Genomic DNA, 13820 nt, shown 5'->3' with positions numbered 1-13820 from the left:
TCCACCCGGTCGTGCCAGTGGCCATTGTCGCCCGAGCCGGGGGCGGGCACCGGACGGCGGTCAGCCCGGCAGGGCGGCGGTGAGGACCGGGAGGGCGTTCTCCAGGGCGCGGTCCCAGTACGGCCAGGTGTGGGTGCCCGGCCCGTACAGGTCGGCGGTGACCCGCGCGCCCGCCTCGGTGAGCCGGGCCGCCGTGGCGAGGTTCTCGGCCCACAGCTCGGCCTCCAGGGCGTCGACGACCTCGTTGCCGGGCGGGTCGAGCGGGCCGGGGGCGCCGTCGCCGCAGGACAGGTAGACCGGGACGCCGCGCAGGGCGTCGGCGAGGTCGTGCGGGTTGTGGGCGGCCCAGTCGGCGTCGGTGGGCCAGAGCGCGGCCGGGTCGAGGTCGGCCTGGGTGACGATGCGGCGGACCAGGGCGCGGGAGTCGTCGGTGCCGGTGGTGTGGACGACGCCGCTGAACGAGGCGGCGGCGCGGAAGAAGCCGGGGTGGCGGGCGGTGTAGGAGAGCGCGCCGAAGCCGCCCATGGAGTAGCCGGCGACGACCCGGTCCCCGCTCGCGCGGTAGTCGCGCTCCAGGGCCTCGCGCAGCTCGACCAGGTGGAACGCCTCCCAGGCCGGGCCGTCGGCCCAGTCGGTGTAGAAGCCCGCCAGCCCGCCCTCGGGCATGGCGACGATGACGTCGAGGTCGCGGGTGAGCCGGTCGGCCTGGCCGGGCGAGGTCCAGCCGAGGTGGGAGCCGCAGCAGCCGCTCAGCAGGTAGAGGACCGGCCAGCGGCGGTCGGGCTGGGCGGCCCAGCCGTCGGGGAGCAGCAGGCGGACCTGGGCGTCGCGGCCGAGCGCGGCGGAGGGCAGGACGAGGTCCACGACCCGGCCGGACGGGTCGGCGGTGGCGCTCGTGGTGGTGCTCGTGGTGGTGCCGGTGGTGCCGGTGGTGCCGGTGGGTGCGCTCGGTCCCGCGGTCGTGCAGGCGGCGAGCAGCAAGATCAAGAACAGGGTGAGGGCGCGCACCACCCGAGGATGCCCCCGAACCGGGCAGCGCGGTAACCCCGAACGGACCAGGAGGGGGTGCTTCCGGTGATCGGCCGAACCGGAATCGCTTCGGTCGGAGTTCAACACCGGGCCCCTGGAGCGATAAGCCGGGTGACGGCGCGAATCGTGATCCGAGCACCCCTCACGACCTGGGTGATCTGGGGATTCCGCTCCGCTGGGCACGCCTAGGATGTCCGGCCAAAGGCGACGGGAGCAGGGATGGCTACACCGGTGTACAGCGGGGCGACGCGGACTCCGCAGCGGGGCAGACCCAGGGACGCCAGCCGCGACGAGGCGCTGCGGCGGGCGGCGCTGGAGGTCATGGCGGAGGTCGGCTACCGGGCGCTGACGATGGACGCGGTGGCGGCGCGGGCGCGCGCCGGGAAGGCCACGATCTACCGGCGCTGGGAGTCGAAGCTCGACCTGGTCATCGACACCTGCGCGCAGCTGGCGAGCCAGAACCTGGTGCAGCCGGACACCGGGTCGCTGGAGGGGGACCTGAGGGAGTCGCTGCGCTCGTTCGCGGCGTTCCTGTCCGGGCCGATCGGCAAGGCGGCGCAGGCGCTGGTGGGCGAGCTGCCGCACGAGCCGGAACTGGCGGTGGCGTTCCGGGAGACGTTCCTGATCGCGCAGCGCGAGGTGCTGCGGCAGGTGCTGGACCGGGCCCACGGGCGCGGCGAGCTGCGCGAGGGGGCGCCGAGGGCGATGGCCGTCGAGCTGGCGGGCGCCGCGCTGACCTACCGGCTGATGCTCACCGGCGAACCGCTGGACGAGGCGTTCGTGGAGCGCGTGGTGGAGCAGGTGCTACTGCCCCTCGTGGCCAAGGGGCAGTAGCACCGGCGGGACGGGGCGACGGCGGGCGCGGTCGGCCCGGCCGGGCGCGCCGATCAGCGGAAGAGCTTGCGCAGCAGGGCGAAGCCCACCACCGCGCCCACCGCGATGAGCGCGTACCGGACGCGGGGGTCGTCGAGCTTCGCCTGCACGCTGGCCTTGCCCGCCTCCACGAAGCGCTGGGGGTTGGCCCTGGTGCCGAGCTCGTCCAGGGTCGCCGCCAGCGCGTCGCGTGCTTGCTCGATCTCGCGCTGGATGGCGTCGGGGTCGCGTGCCACATCTCCTCCTCGCGGGCTTCAGGCGGTTAACCGTAGTTGACCTGGGACGGCGGCGTGGAGCGACCCGGCCGTGCCGGTGGGGGGAGTCGGGGGCCGGGCGGGGGCCCGGCGGGGGACGGGACGGGCTCCGGCGGGTGGGCGGGCTGGTCGGGGCCGGGGGCGGGGCGGTCGATAGGGTGACGCGGCGGGGGTCGTAGCCCAACGGCAGAGGCAACGGCTTTAGGTGCCGTCCAGTGAGAGTTCGAATCTCTCCGACCCCACAACGGGAAGCGGGACCCCGCGCTGCGGCGCGGGGTCCCGTTCGCGCAGGTGGGCCCGGTGCGGCGCGTTCGAGGGCGGTGAGCGCGACGACCATGAGCCCGCCGAGGTCCCCGGCTTCGCGAGTGGTTGCTCTGCGGGCATTCCAGCGATTGCACTGGTGGCGGCCGGGAGTTCGGGGGTCGGGTCGTCGGAGAGCACCCGGGTCCGGTTCCGGGTGGGCTTCGCCCACGGTGCCCCAGCCGCCTCGAACCCGCGGTCCGCGCGGGCCTTGCGCAGCACCTCAGCGTCCGGCTCGGCCAGGTCGACGTCGACCTCGGGCAGGTCGGCGGAGTTCGCCCACCACGACGTGGCTGATCGCGCGAGCAGGCAACCGTTGTGGTGCGCGAGGGCTGGTGGACTTGACCACCGGGGCGGAGTGCTGGTCCGACCAGCCGAACGTGGTGGCGAGCCGCGGGGTGTCAACTCCCTGCCGCCGCCCGCGCCCGGCCTCCTCGTCGATCCACCCGGCCTGGCGCAGGGCGGTGGAGGCGATCGCGGGCGAGAGCAGGAACCACTGGACGACCTTGCACGGGGTCGACAGGCCGACCCGTTCCCGCTCGCCCGAGCCGCGCGCCGGACCCGGTCGGCCGCCCCGCCGATCCCGGTGAGCCGGGCGACGGTGCGCCCCGTCGCCCGCGCGGTCGCCACCGGCTCGGGCAGCTCGGCCACGCGGTCCCCGGAGGTGATCCGGTGGAGCGTCGGCTGCCAGGTGCCCGTCGCCTCAACAAGCGACCGCTGGGTCTGTTGCGCTCTCACCCGCGCTCTGCCCACCGGTGCGCCTGCGTCCGCCACCACGACCCCCACCCCCTGAACCACTTCTCTGCCTCGTGATCCACGAGCACTCCCACGCAGGGGGCGGAAGCGGGCCCCACCCGGTGGCGGTTCGACGCCACCGCGGCTCAGACCAGGTACCGCAGCACCTCCAGCATCGACTGCGGGTTCACCGACGACGGGTCGGGTTCCTCGCAGGCGCGCAGGCGGGTGGTGATCGCGTCCGCGTCCAGGTCGACGCCGATCAGGACCAGCTCGGTGCGGGGTTCGCCCGGCCACGGGGTGCGGTCGAACCGCAGGTAGTCGCCGACGACCTGCAGCTCGAACCGCTGGTCGTGGCCCAGCGCGGCGAACCGCGCGTGGCCCTTCGCGCGGTACAGGCCCGCAGGGCGGTCGGACAGGAACGCCATCAGGCGGAGCGGGTCCAGGGGTTGGCGCGTGGTGAACTCCACGCTCGACCACGCGTGGTGCGCGTGCCCCGCGTGGTCGTCCTCGCCCAGCTCCGCGACCAGGTCGTCCAGGGTCAGCTGCCCGTACCGCTCCCTCGGCCTGGGGTCGAACAGCAGCGCCGGGTCGACCCGCCCGCGCTCGGCCGCGACCACCGCGACCCCCGGCTTGCGCTCGCGCAGCGCCGCGACCAGCGCCTCGGGGTCGGCCACCCGGTCGACCTTGTTCAGCACCACCAGGTCCGCCACCCGCAGGTCCGGCTCGTCCGGGAACTCGGCCGCGTCGACCACGAGCACCAGGCCGCCGTAGGCGATCCCCGGCTGCTCGCTGGCCAGCACCATCCGCACCACGCTCTGCGGCTCGGCCAGCCCGCTGGCCTCCACGACGATCACGTCGACCCGGCCGACGAGCTTGCCCAGCATCTCGTCCAGCCCGCTCACGTCGACCGCGCAGCACAGGCACCCCCCGTCGAGGGAGACCGTCGAGTCGACCTGCCCCGCGACGGCCATCGCGTCGATGCCGATGCTGCCGAAGTCGTTCACCACGACCCCGACCCGCGTGCCCCGCGCGCCGGTCAACAGGTGGTTGAGCAGTGTGGTCTTGCCCGCGCCGAGGAACCCTGCGACCACGAGCACCGGCGTCCGCTTCACGGGGAGGGATTGTGCCCGGACCGCTACGCAGCGTCGATTCGCCCCACCTAGGGCGTTATGCACGTTTCGCGCCGGATACCCTTCACCTGATTGGAGGTGCGGGGAGTTGTCAGTGATCGACTCGATCGTCGACTGGACCACCGGTCTGATGGAGACCCTGGGTGCGCCCGGTGCGGGTTTGGCGATCGCGCTGGAGAACCTGTTCCCCCCGCTGCCGAGCGAGGTGTTCCTGCCGCTGGCGGGCTTCACGGCCAGCCGGGGCGGGATGAGCCTGTTCGCCGCGATCCTGTGGACGACCATCGGATCCGTGGTGGGCGCGCTGGCGCTCTACTGGGTGGGCGCGGCTCTCGGGCGCGAGCGGGTGCGCCGGATCGTGGAGAAGATGCCGCTGGTCGACGTCGCGGACGTGGACAAGACCGAGCAGTGGTTCGTCAAGCACGGCTCGGCGACGGTGTTCTTCGGGCGCATGATCCCGATCTTCCGGAGCATGATCTCCATCCCGGCCGGGGTGGAGCGGATGCCGCTGGTCAAGTTCACGCTGCTCACCACGGCGGGCAGCGCGATCTGGAACTCGGTGCTGATCCTGGCGGGCTTCTTCCTGGGTGAGCAGTGGCACCTGGTGGAGACCTACGCGGGCGTGCTGTCGAAGGTGGTCGTGGTCCTGGTCCTGGTGGGCCTGGTCGCCTTCGTGGTGTGGAAGCTGCGCAAGCGGCGCGCGGACGCCGCGTCGGGCGGGAGCGCCGGGACCGGCGGGGACGAGGGCGGCAGGGACGAGGGCCGCGGGGACGAGGGCGACTCGGAGCGCACCGCGCGCATCGGGCCGACCGACCCGGCGGGGCCCGGCGCCTCGGACCGGACCGCTCCGGTGCAGGCGGGGCGGGTCCCGGCGCGGCCGGGTCAGCCGCACCACGGGCACCCGCAGTCGGGCCCCGGACACCACGGTCCCGGCCACGCCGGTCCCGGTCACCACGGTCCGGGGCACCCCGGTCCCGGTCACCAGGACGCGACGGAGCAGTTCCGGGCGGTGGACGCGGACCGCACGCAGCAGTTCCGCCCGATGGACCGCTAGCGCCCCGCGCAGCGGGCACGACGACCAGGCGAACGCCCGGCCGGGGACCACCCCGGCCGGGCGTTCGCGTTCCCGGCCCCCGTGCGGCCCGCAGGCGGACCCGCGCCGCGCGCCCACGCGATCACCCCGCCCGCGCCCCCGCCGCGCGCCACGACCGCCTCAGCCCCTCAGGCGGGCACCGGCTCCGCCAGCAGGTCCTTGATCCGCCTCACCGCCGCCCGCCCCGCGCGCGTGGCCCCGACCGTGCTGGCCGACGGCCCGTACCCGACCAGGTGCACGCGCGGGTCAGCCACGACCTCGGTGCCGTCCAGCCGCACTCCCCCGCCGGGCCCGCGCAGCCGCAGCGGGGCCAGGTGGTCCAGCGCCGCGCGGTAGCCGGTCGCCCACAGGATCGCGTCGGCCCGCTGGAACCGCCCGTCCGGCCACACCACGCCGTCCTCGGTGATCCGCTCGAACGCGGGTTCGCGCCGCAGCACCCCGCTGTCCACCGCGGCCCGCACCGCGTCGTTCAGCACCAGCCCGGTGACGCTGACGACGCTGCGCGGAGGCAGCCCCTCGCGCACCCGCTCCTCCACCAGCGCCACCGCCGCCCGCCCCGCCTCGGGCGTGAACGGCTCGGCGCGGAACACCGGCTCGCGCCGGGTGACCCACGTGGTGGTGGCGTGCTCGGCGATCTCCAGCAGCTGCTGCACCGCCGACGTCCCGCCGCCGACCACGACCACGTGCCGCCCGGCGAACTCCTCGGGCCCGGCGTACCGGGCGCTGTGCAGCTGGCGGCCCCGGAACAGCTCCTGACCGGGGTAGCGCGGCCAGAACGGGTGCGTCCACGTGCCGGTGGCGTTGATCAGCGCCCTGGTGGTCCACTCCCCCCGGTCGGTCGCCACGACCAGCAGCCCGCCCCGGTCGCGCACCGCCGACACCCGGACCGGGCGCAGCACCTCGACGCCGTTGCGCCGCTCGAAGTCGGCGAAGTACGCGGGCAGCGCCTCGCGGGCCGGGACGTCCGGCGGCGGCGGGTCGAACGGGGTCCCCGGCAGGTCGTGGACGCCGTGCACGGTGGCCATGCGCAGCGTGGGCCAGCGGTGCCGCCACGCGCCGCCGGGGCCGTCCTCGGCGTCCAGCACCACGTGGTCCAGCCCGGAGCGGCGCAGCGCGTGCGCGCTCGCCAACCCCGCCTGACCAGCGCCGATCACGACGACGTCCAGGACCCCCGCCGCGCTGCCCGCACCGCTGCTCTCCACACCCCGGTCAACGCCGCCACCGCCCCGGCCCATCGTGAGCGCTCGATCACACCCGTCCGTGGAAGCCACGGGCGTTCCCGCGCGTTGGGACAGGGCATGAGCCGTCTCAGCGAGGTGCCGCTGTCCGTCCTCGAACTCGCGCCGGTCACCACGCGCACCGACGCCAGGACGGCGCTGCGCGAGACAACGGAGCTGGCCCGGCACGTCGAGCGGCTCGGCTACACCCGCTTCTGGCTGGCCGAGCACCACAACATGCCCGGCATCGCCAGCTCGTCCCCGACGATCCTGATCGGCCACGTGGCCTCGGCCACCGAGCGCATCCGGGTCGGCTCGGGCGGCGTGATGCTGCCCAACCACGCGCCGCTGGTGGTCGCCGAGCAGTTCGGCACCCTGTCCGCGCTGCACCCGGACCGCATCGACCTGGGCATCGGCCGCGCCCCCGGCACCGACCAGCGCACCGCGCGGGCGCTGCGCCGCACCGAGGGCCCGCTGTCGGTGGACGACTTCCCGCAGCAGCTCAACGAGCTGATGGGCTACTTCGACGGCACCGAGGAGCTGGACGCGGTCCCGGCGAAGGGCTACCGCCCGCCGCTGTGGCTGCTGGGCTCCAGCGGCTACAGCGCGCAGGTCGCGGGCGTGCTCGGGCTGCCGTTCGCGTTCGCCCACCACTTCAGCTCGCAGAACACGCTGCCCGCGCTGGAGCTGTACCGGCGGCGGTTCCGCCCGTCCGAGGTGCTGTCCGAGCCGCACGCGATGGTGTGCGCCTCGGTGATCGCCGCCGAGACCGACGAGCACGCGCGCTGGATCGCCGGCCCCGGCGCCCTGTCGTTCGCGCGGCTGCGCTCGGGCAAGCCCGGCCCGCTGGCCACGCCGCAGGAGGCCGCCGACTACCCGTACGACGAGCTGGAGCGGTTCGTCTTCGAGGAGCGGATGTCCTCGCAGGTCATCGGCTCGCAGGAGACCGTGCGGGAAGAACTCGAACGGCTGCTGGAGAGCACTCGGGCGGACGAGCTGATGGTGACGACGATGGTCGCGGACCAGGCGGACCGCCTCAGGTCCTTCGAGCTGGTCGCCGAACTTCGTTCGTCCGAACGAGTGAAGACTGAAGTAGAGGTGTAGCGGAGGGCCTACTGAGCGCGATGATGGGAGTGAGCGCGCACGCCCCCCGACGCGCTCCCTAACTTCCGGGCGGCCCGGCCGCCCGATCCGGCCGCCGCCGGGTCCCGCGCGGACGTCCCAGCGAGCTGAGGCGTCCGCGCGGGCCGGGGCGCGTCATCACGGGTTGGCCACAGGCCTGCACCAGGTCCGAATCAAGCGCCCTTTCAGCTCCCCCGCACCCCGTCCGGCCCGTCATGGTGGTGGCAGTCGCAGCAAGCCCACCGCCGGGGCGGGAAGGGGAGTTCGTGAAGTTCGCCGGACTGGCCGCCTGCGCGTGCCTGGCTCTGGCTCTCGTCGGGTGCGGTACCGAACCCGAGGTCAGCAGCGCGCCACAGGCACCCGCGCAAGCAGCGGCCACCGAAAGCCAGGGCGCCGCGGCGGAATCGCCGTTCGGCACCGAGCGGGTGTGGTCCAACGGCCTGTCCATCACAGTGTCGGAACCCAAGTCGCTCAGGCCGAGCGAGACCTCCTACCCGCCGTCCGCGCGGACGGCGGTGTTCACGCTGACCGTGTCGAACGGCAGCACGTCGAGCTACCGCACCAACCAGCTGGCGGTCCGCGCGCAGCAGGGCGGTGAGCCGATAGCCGAGGTCATGGACTCCGTGCAGGGGCTCAACGGCATGGCCTCGGCCATGGCCGAGGTGCCGCCGGGCAGCGAGGCGGTCGTCACGCTGGCCTACGCGGTGCCGTCCCAGCCGGTGCGCGTCCGGCTGGTCGTCGAGCCGAACGGCGCGGACCAGGAGCCCGTGGCGACGTTCGGGGGCAAGGCCTGAGGGGCTCGATAAGCTCACCCCCATGACGGACAACCGCCTGGCGCCGGGCGACGAGGCCCCCGCGTTCACCCTGCCGGACAGCTCCGGGAAGCCCGTGTCGCTGTCGGACTACCTCGGCAGGAGCGTGGTGGTGTACTTCTACCCCGCCGCGGGCACGCCGGGGTGCACGAAGCAGGCCTGCGACTTCCGCGACAGCACCGGCGCTCTCGCGGAGTCCGGGTACGAGGTCGTCGGCGTGTCGCCGGACAAGCCGGAGAAGCTGGCGAGGTTCGCCGAGGCCGAGGGCCTGACCTTCCCGCTGCTGTCGGACGAGGACAAGACCGTCCTGGCGGCGTGGGGGGCGTTCGGCGAGAAGAAGAACTACGGGCGCGTGGTGCAGGGCGTGATCCGCTCGACGTTCCTGGTCGGGCCGGACGGGAGGATCGTGAAGGCGATGTACAACGTCCGGGCGACCGGGCACGTCGCCAAGCTGCTGCGCGAGCTGCCCGCCTCCTGAGGCGGGCACGGGATTCGAGGGGACTGCCAGGGTGTCGCGGCCTTCGCCGGAAGAGTTGCTGGAGCTGTCGGAGGAGGCCGCCGCCGAGGTGGTCGAGGGGGTCGCGCGCCTCGGGGCCGCCGGGGACCTGCCGTGGTTGGCCGCGTGCGCGCGGGACGGCAGGCGGGCGGTGCAGGAGGCGCTCGTCGACGGGTGGCGGCGGCACGAGCGCCGCGGCTACGCCGAGGCGGTGCTGGCCGGCGCGCCGCTGGTCGACGGCGCGATCACGGTCGTCGACCCGGCGCAGGTCCCCCACCTCGGCGCGCTGCGCCACCTCACCGCGGTGAGCGTGGTGATCGGGGCCGGGGTCCAGCCGCTGTCGGTGCTGGCCGACGTGCCGCACCTGACGTGGGTCACGCTCAAGGTCGACGGCGAGGTGTCGCTGGCTCCGCTGGCGGATCACCCCCGGCTGGAGGCCGTGGAGCTGGAGGGGGCGGACGGGTACGCCGACCTCGACCGGCTCGGCGAGCTGCCGGGGCTCGCCTACCTGCACCTGGGGCTCGCGCCGGGCCGCGCGTGGAAGTCGCTGGACTTCCTGGCGCACTGCCCGAACGTCGAGTCGCTGCGCCTGTCGGGCCTGGACGACGCCACCGACCGCTCCGCGCTCGGCAGGCTGGAGAACCTGGTGCACGTCGGGTTCTTCGCGCACCCCATCGGCGGGTTCGCGGGCTGGCCGACCAGCGAGAGCGCGGCGTCGCTCCACTTCGCGCTGTCCGGCGAGCTGGACCTGACCGGCATCGCCGACTTCGCGCCCAACGCCGGGCGGATCGGCCTCCACGACACCCGCGTCGCCGACCTCGAACCGCTGCTCGACCTGGAGTGGCTGGCCGAGCTGGCGATCTACGACGAGACCGACCCGCTCGACCTCACCCCGCTCACCGGGGCGTCACTGCGGCTGACCCTGTTCCGGTCCGCCGGGCACGCGGGCGTCGACGGACTGGGACCGGGCGTGGAGCTGCACTACCTGGACGACTGACCCCGCAGGTGCGGCAGGAGCAGCCGCAGCGCCTTGCCCCGGTGGGACAGGGCGTCCTTCTCCTCCGCCGACAGCTCGGCCGACGTGACCTCGAGGCCGTCCGGCCGGAAGATCGGGTCGTAGCCGAAGCCGTTGGCGCCGCGCGCCTCGCGGAGGATCGTGCCGCGCCACTCGCCGCGCACCACCACCTCCGAGCCGTCCGCCGCGACGTAGGCGACCGCGCTGACGAACGCCGCCCCGCGCCGCTCGTCCGGCACGTCGCGCAGCTGGCCGAGGACCAGCTCCAGGTTCGCCGCGTCGTCGCCGTGCGCGCCGGCCCAGCGGGCCGACAGCACGCCGGGCATCCCGTTGAGGGCGTCCACCGCGATGCCCGAGTCGTCGGCGACGGCGGGCAGCCCGGTGGCGGCGTGCGCGTCGCGGGCCTTGGCCAGCGCGTTGCCCTCGAACGTGGGGGCGGTCTCCGGGGCCTCGGGGAACTCCGGCACGTCGTCCAGCCCGAGCACCTCGATGCCCTCGGCGGCGACGATCCTCTTCAGCTCCCGCAGCTTCTTGGCGTTGCGGGAGGCGAGCAGCAGCTTCACTTCTTCCTCGGCTTCGGCTCGGGGAGCACGCCGGGGTACGGCTGCGCCAGGGCCTCGGTCTGCAGCCGGTTCAGCTCGGCGCAGCCCTTCAGGGCCAGGTCCAGCATCTTGTCCAGGGTGCTGCGGGCGAACGTGGCGCCCTCGCCGGTGCCCTGCACCTCGACCAGGGTGCCCGCGTCGGTCGCGACGACGTTCATGTCGACCTCGGCCCGCGAGTCCTCCTCGTAGGGCAGGTCGAGCCGCACGCGGCCGTCGACCACGCCGACCGACACGGCGGAGATCGCGCACGAGAGCGGCTGCGGGTCGGCGAGCCTGCCCGCCGCGCCCAGCCACGTCACGGCGTCGGCCAGTGCCACGTAGGCGCCGGTGATGGCGGCGGTGCGGGTGCCGCCGTCGGCCTGGATGACGTCGCAGTCGATCACGATGGTGTTCTCGCCCAGCGCGGCCAGGTCGATGCAGGCGCGCAAAGACCGCCCGATCAGGCGACTGATCTCGTGGGTGCGACCACCGACCCGGCCCTTGATGGACTCGCGGTCACCCCGCGTGTGAGTGGCGGACGGCAGCATCGCGTACTCGGCGGTCACCCAGCCGAGGCCCGAGCCGGAGCGCCACCGGGGCACGCCCTCGGTGACGCTCGCGGCGCACAGCACGCGGGTGCCGCCGAACTCGATCAGCACCGATCCCGCAGGCCACTGCTGGAAGCCGCGTGTGATCCTGATGTCACGCAGCACGTCATCGTTCCTGCCATCGGTCCTCAGCACAGCCCTACCCTAGGCCGCTGAGGCCGGGAGCAGCCCACCGGCACAGGAGAGTCATGGAACCCACAGGCGAGTTGTTCACCGTGTTCGGGCTCCCGGCCCACCCGCTGGTGGTGCACGCGGTGGTCGTCCTGCTCCCGCTGGCCGCGGTGGCCGCGATCGCCGCCGCGCTGGTGCCGCGCTGGCGGCAGCGCTACAGCGCGCCGCTGCTCGGCGTGACCCTGCTGGGGGTGCTGGCGGTGCCGGTGGCGGCGAAGACCGGCGAGCAGCTGGAGCACCGGATCTCGCAGCGGTTCGAGAACCCGCTGATCACCGAGCACGCCGACATGGGCGACACGCTGCTGCCGTTCGCGCTGGGCTTCGGGGTGGCGGTGGTGCTGCTGCTGGTGGCGGGCAGGCTCGCCGACCGGGAGCGCGCCGCCTCGGCGGAGCAGGCCGGGCGCGACGCGGGAGCGGGCGTGCCGAAGACCTGGCGGCGGGTGTCGGTGGTGGTGGCGGTGCTGGTGATCGCGACCGGCGCGGCGGCGACCGCGCAGGTGGTGCGGATCGGCCACAGCGGCTCCACGGCCGTGTACGACGGCGTGGGGAACTAGCGGCTCGGGGGATCAGGCCTCCGGCAGGGTCAGCGGCGCGGGGACCGGGAGCTTGAGCGTCCTGGTGACCGTGCACAGCCCCTCGACGGCCCGCCGGACGGCGGCGGCCAGCGCCTCGCGCCGCGCCTCGTCCAGCGCGGACAGGTCGTAGTCCAGCGCGACCGGCACCTCGGCCAGCTCGTGCCCGCCCTCGGACCTGACCTCCTCGGCGCGCGCCGACAGGTCCCCGACCCGGCGCACCACCAGGCTCTCGGCGGTCACCGCCGCGCACCCGGCCGCGGCGGCCAGCAGCAGCTCGACGGGGCTGAACACCCCGTCCTGCCCGGCCCGCCCCAACCGCACGGCCGCGCCGCGCTCGTTGCGCGCCTCGAAGACGTGCTCCCCGACCCTGGTCACCTCGACACCGGACACGGCGGGCACGCTAGCGCGCCCCGGCCGCGCGCGGAACACCCCGGCCCGACCGCGCGGGAGCGGGACACCGGTCCGGCTGGCTGCCGGGCCGCCCGGTCCCGCGCCCGCCCGACCTAGTCGATCCGCTCCTCGGTGGCCTCGGCGACGCGGCGCACGTTCTCCAGGTCGCCGCACCCGCTGTCCAGCTTCTCCTGCCGCACCCGCAGGAACAGCCGCCCCAGCTCCTCGCGCCGGTCGTCGGCCACCCGCGACCGGGTGTCGTTGAGGATCGTCCGCTCCTCCTCGTCGACGTGGTGCGTCATCGCCTCGACGAGCTCCTCCAGCTTGTCCTCCCACGCCTGCGACGAGGTGTCCTCGACCTCCAGCAGCGCGAGCAGCGCCTGGTGCCCCTCGGCGTGCTCCTCGGCGCCGTGGTCGACCTCCTCGTTGTCGATCCGCTTGTACCGCTTGAGCGCCGGGTAGACCTCCGCCTCCTCGGCCTCGGCGTGCGCGACGAGCAGCGCGGACAGCTCGCCCTGCAGGGCGGCGCGGTCGTTGGTGCGGTCGCGGAGCGCGCGGAACAGCTCCTCGAACCTGCGGTGGTCGGCCAGGATCAGCTCTACGACGTCAGTTGCCACGGCCACCTACTACCCGCGCCGCCGGTCCGGCAACCTCGTGGACCCCGCCCGCGCGGGCGAGCGTCACCGGACCGGAGTACTCGGCGCGCGCCTCGGCCAGCACCTCGGCCGGGTCGGTCCACGGGGCGAGGTGGGTGAGGACCAGCTCGCCGACCCCGGCCTCGTGCGCGAGCCGACCCGCCTGGGCCCCGGACAGGTGCTCGCCGAGCGGCCGGTCGGGGTGGTCGGTCCAGGTGGCCTCGGCGAGCAGCAGGTCGACGCCGGACGCCAGGTCGGCGAGCGCGGCGCACGGCCCGCTGTCCCCCGTGTAGGCGATCGCCGCGCCGTCGGCCTCCAGCCGGAAGCCGTGCGCCTCGCAGGAGTGCTCGACCGGCCGGGAGCGCACCCGGAACGGCCCCACCTCGAAGGACCCGGCGTCCAGGACGTGGAAGTCGAACACGTCGGACAGGTCCGTGGTCGCCAGCTCCTCGGCGCTCTCCGCGTACGCGCGGGCGAGCCGGTCGGCGACCTCGCTCGGCCCGTGCACCGGGAGCTTGCGCTGGTAGGCGTCGTACGGCGGGTGGATGTGGTAGCGCCGCATGACGGCCAGGGTGGTGAAGTCGGCGCAGTGGTCGGGGTGCAGGTGCGAGAGCAGGAGCGCTCCCAGGTCGAACGGGTCGCACCCGCGGGCCTGCATCGCGGCGAGCACCCCGCTGCCCAGGTCGAGGGCGACGGCGCACCCCCCGGACTCGACCAGGTAGCCGGAGGACGGGGACTCGGGGCCGGGGAGGCTGCCGGAGCAGCCGAGCACGGTCAGCAGCAC

Annotated in this window: 16 protein-coding genes and 1 tRNA gene; 8 read left to right on the top strand and 9 right to left on the bottom strand. The window is 74.5% G+C overall.

What is annotated here, in order from left to right; translation table 11 throughout:
- Positions 1-60: 60 nt before the first annotated feature.
- Positions 61-1008 carry an alpha/beta hydrolase gene (locus CNX65_RS05175; protein WP_198320433.1) on the bottom strand — a complete coding sequence of 316 codons (948 nt, stop codon included), beginning with the start codon at positions 1006-1008 and terminating at the stop codon, positions 61-63.
- 240 nt (positions 1009-1248) lie between these two features.
- Between CNX65_RS05175 and CNX65_RS05170 the strand changes: the two genes are divergently transcribed.
- Positions 1249-1863, top strand: a complete 615-nt coding sequence (locus CNX65_RS05170; RefSeq protein ID WP_096491743.1) for a TetR/AcrR family transcriptional regulator — start codon at positions 1249-1251, stop codon at positions 1861-1863.
- A 53-nt stretch (positions 1864-1916) separates the two neighbouring features.
- On the opposite strand, the gene CNX65_RS05165 is transcribed toward CNX65_RS05170, so the two are convergent.
- A complete protein-coding gene (locus tag CNX65_RS05165) occupies positions 1917-2138 on the bottom strand; it encodes a DUF3618 domain-containing protein (RefSeq protein ID WP_096491742.1) in 222 nt (73 codons plus the stop codon).
- A 187-nt stretch (positions 2139-2325) separates the two neighbouring features.
- Here CNX65_RS05165 and CNX65_RS05160 point away from each other — a divergent pair.
- Positions 2326-2398 (top strand) — tRNA-Leu (locus CNX65_RS05160).
- Positions 2399-3337: 939 nt separating this feature from the next.
- On the opposite strand, the gene CNX65_RS05155 is transcribed toward CNX65_RS05160, so the two are convergent.
- A complete protein-coding gene (locus CNX65_RS05155; RefSeq protein ID WP_096491741.1) occupies positions 3338-4306 on the bottom strand; it encodes a CobW family GTP-binding protein in 969 nt (322 codons plus the stop codon).
- 112 nt (positions 4307-4418) lie between these two features.
- Between CNX65_RS05155 and CNX65_RS05150 the strand changes: the two genes are divergently transcribed.
- Positions 4419-5375, top strand: coding sequence for a DedA family protein (locus CNX65_RS05150; RefSeq protein WP_232519704.1), 957 nt, complete (start codon positions 4419-4421; stop codon positions 5373-5375).
- 167 nt (positions 5376-5542) lie between these two features.
- On the opposite strand, the gene CNX65_RS05145 is transcribed toward CNX65_RS05150, so the two are convergent.
- Entirely contained in the window at positions 5543-6685 is a 1143-nt protein-coding gene (locus CNX65_RS05145; protein ID WP_232519703.1) for an NAD(P)-binding domain-containing protein, read from the bottom strand.
- A gap of 27 nt (positions 6686-6712) precedes the next feature.
- On the opposite strand from CNX65_RS05145, the gene CNX65_RS05140 reads away from it, so the two are divergent.
- The 4 genes from CNX65_RS05140 (at position 6713) to CNX65_RS05125 (ending at position 10058) form a co-directional block, all read left to right on the top strand.
- A complete protein-coding gene (locus CNX65_RS05140; RefSeq protein ID WP_096491740.1) occupies positions 6713-7735 on the top strand; it encodes an LLM class flavin-dependent oxidoreductase in 1023 nt (340 codons plus the stop codon).
- Between the two features lie 470 nt (positions 7736-8205).
- The gene (locus tag CNX65_RS36710) at positions 8206-8547 is read left to right on the top strand and encodes a hypothetical protein (protein ID WP_232519702.1); all 342 of its coding nucleotides are present in this window, start codon (positions 8206-8208) and stop codon (positions 8545-8547) included.
- Between the two features lie 22 nt (positions 8548-8569).
- The gene (bcp, locus tag CNX65_RS05130) at positions 8570-9043 is read left to right on the top strand and encodes a thioredoxin-dependent thiol peroxidase (RefSeq protein ID WP_096491738.1); all 474 of its coding nucleotides are present in this window, start codon (positions 8570-8572) and stop codon (positions 9041-9043) included.
- A 55-nt stretch (positions 9044-9098) separates the two neighbouring features.
- Positions 9099-10058 (top strand): hypothetical protein, encoded by a 960-nt coding sequence (locus CNX65_RS05125; protein ID WP_096491737.1) that lies wholly within the window; start codon positions 9099-9101, stop codon positions 10056-10058.
- Here the strand turns inward: CNX65_RS05125 and rdgB are convergent.
- The gene (gene rdgB, locus CNX65_RS05120) at positions 10043-10639 is read right to left on the bottom strand and encodes an RdgB/HAM1 family non-canonical purine NTP pyrophosphatase (protein WP_096491736.1); all 597 of its coding nucleotides are present in this window, start codon (positions 10637-10639) and stop codon (positions 10043-10045) included. The genes CNX65_RS05125 and rdgB overlap by 16 nt on opposite strands.
- Complete coding sequence (gene rph / locus CNX65_RS05115; RefSeq protein WP_096491735.1) at positions 10636-11400, bottom strand: ribonuclease PH; 765 nt, start codon at positions 11398-11400, stop codon at positions 10636-10638. The genes rdgB and rph overlap by 4 nt, the downstream gene beginning before the upstream one ends.
- A gap of 53 nt (positions 11401-11453) precedes the next feature.
- Here rph and CNX65_RS05110 point away from each other — a divergent pair, with 53 nt between their 5' ends.
- Entirely contained in the window at positions 11454-11990 is a 537-nt protein-coding gene (locus tag CNX65_RS05110; protein WP_012783637.1) for a DUF2231 domain-containing protein, read from the top strand.
- 12 nt (positions 11991-12002) lie between these two features.
- On the opposite strand, the gene CNX65_RS05105 is transcribed toward CNX65_RS05110, so the two are convergent.
- The 3 genes from CNX65_RS05105 to CNX65_RS05095 all read right to left on the bottom strand — a co-directional run bounded on the left by CNX65_RS05105 (position 12003) and on the right by CNX65_RS05095 (position 13820).
- A complete protein-coding gene (locus CNX65_RS05105) occupies positions 12003-12410 on the bottom strand; it encodes an OsmC family protein (RefSeq protein ID WP_096491734.1) in 408 nt (135 codons plus the stop codon).
- 104 nt (positions 12411-12514) lie between these two features.
- Positions 12515-13018 (bottom strand): hemerythrin domain-containing protein, encoded by a 504-nt coding sequence (locus tag CNX65_RS05100; protein WP_198320432.1) that lies wholly within the window; start codon positions 13016-13018, stop codon positions 12515-12517.
- Complete coding sequence (locus CNX65_RS05095; RefSeq protein WP_096491732.1) at positions 13008-13820, bottom strand: MBL fold metallo-hydrolase; 813 nt, start codon at positions 13818-13820, stop codon at positions 13008-13010. Before CNX65_RS05095 ends, CNX65_RS05100 begins: the two co-directional genes overlap by 11 nt.

The sequence above is a fragment of the Actinosynnema pretiosum genome (assembly GCF_002354875.1).
GTDB lineage: Bacteria > Actinomycetota > Actinomycetes > Mycobacteriales > Pseudonocardiaceae > Actinosynnema > Actinosynnema auranticum.
This window is presented reverse-complemented; position numbering and strand designations above follow the sequence as displayed.

What these genes read in the sequence shown, in the direction of transcription:
- CNX65_RS05170 (WP_096491743.1), top strand. Translation starts at nt 1,249, where the DNA reads ATGGCTACACCGGTGTACAGCGGGGCGACGCGGACTCCGCAGCGGGGC.
- CNX65_RS05140 (WP_096491740.1), top strand. Translation starts at nt 6,713, where the DNA reads ATGAGCCGTCTCAGCGAGGTGCCGCTGTCCGTCCTCGAACTCGCGCCG.
- bcp (WP_096491738.1), top strand. Translation starts at nt 8,570, where the DNA reads ATGACGGACAACCGCCTGGCGCCGGGCGACGAGGCCCCCGCGTTCACC.
- CNX65_RS05110 (WP_012783637.1), top strand. Translation starts at nt 11,454, where the DNA reads ATGGAACCCACAGGCGAGTTGTTCACCGTGTTCGGGCTCCCGGCCCAC.